Genomic DNA, 1371 nt, shown 5'->3' on the forward strand with positions numbered 1-1371 from the left:
ATCGGGAAGGTACGCGACAACCTCGCGGCAGAGTTCCAGAACGGTGGCGGCGGCAAGTTTTATCAGATCCGCGGTGGCGTGGTCATGGCGTTGATCGAGGGCATCGTCCTTGGCATCAAATATTTCAACAAGGACAACGGTGACAAGGAGAAGCTCGAATACAAGGCAGCGTTTCTGATCACCACGGCCGCGGGTATCGAACTGGCTGCGCTCGGTGTTCAGTCGGTGGCTACACGCTTTGCGCCGACGGGTGTGGTGGGTCGTGGTGCGGCGATTTCGCTGGGGGGATTACGGCTTGTTGGTGGGTCACTGGCGACAGTGGGTGGGGTGATGCTTGCTTCTATTGATTATGAAGATGGCAAAAAATACTGGAACAAAGATTACAACATGCTCGGCAGCGCCTATTTAGCGCGAGCAATTGTATCAGGCGGAATATCAGCACTTGGTGCAGCAGTAGCTTTTTCTTACTCAGGGCCACTACTGAGATTTCTCGTTGGGAAAAATAGTCGACTCGGATTTGTGCTGACGATAGAGAAATTTGCAGGATCCAGAATGGTACCTGTCTTCTTGCGGCTGATTGGTATCGGCAGCTTCATAACTGTGGGGATCAGCGTAGCCATTATTTTTTTGTTCCCAGACGAAATGGAGGAGTGGTGTTGGCATAGCTGCCTCAGAGAATGGAAATCGGGGGATTTACTCAAGCCATTCAAAGACCAGGAAACCGAGCTCGAGAAGCTCTATGAGTCACTCCAGGCGGTGAACTAAATGTACCTAATTGAATGGATGTTGTGGTACACGCAGACTTCGAAATCCGAAAGCGAGGACTGGCAACAGAGGCTTGAAAAGCATGTGGCAAACGCTCATGCGGGAAAATACAAACACGAGGACAATCTGCCCGGAATTCATGACCGCGTGAGCGAAGCTCCTTGTGCAGATGGCTCGATCTACGAATTTAATGAAACCTACATAGAGATAAAATCTGGTGCGATGGGGGAGCGTCGCGGCGTCATGACGTACGTCACGCTTATGATTATATATTTCCTTTATTCCTTTGCAGGTATCACTCTAATTCTTAATTCGGTTTGGTTCACTGGTGTTCAGTATTGGATGAAAACTCCTGCGACAGTCAGCCATTACATAACCGGACTGTTCGTAGCCTCAATGACCGCAGGCTGCTTTTATGTGGTATTTCGATATGCACGCATCTTTATTCGCCTCGAAAACTTCGTTCAACGCCGACTGCTGATCCGTTTCAACCGAGTTACCCGCCAGGTCTATCTGCACCGACCGCGTTTCGCTGGTGGCATCGCCGTCCTCGACTGGGAGCAGGTAATCGCCCAGTCTGTTGTGGGCGAAGAAGAATCCGCCAAC

At 50.6% G+C, this 1371-nt stretch carries 1 protein-coding gene and 1 pseudogene; both read left to right on the forward strand.

Annotated features, from left to right (window positions below; genetic code table 11):
* A partial coding sequence (locus DM813_RS28415; protein WP_164897218.1) for a hypothetical protein occupies window positions 1–765 on the forward strand: 765 nt, incomplete at its 5' end.
* A pseudogene (locus tag DM813_RS08160) lies at window positions 766–1371 on the forward strand (hypothetical protein); the annotation flags it as partial.

Source organism: Pseudomonas alkylphenolica, assembly GCF_004025535.1.
Classification (GTDB): Bacteria; Pseudomonadota; Gammaproteobacteria; order Pseudomonadales; family Pseudomonadaceae; genus Aquipseudomonas; species Aquipseudomonas alkylphenolica_A.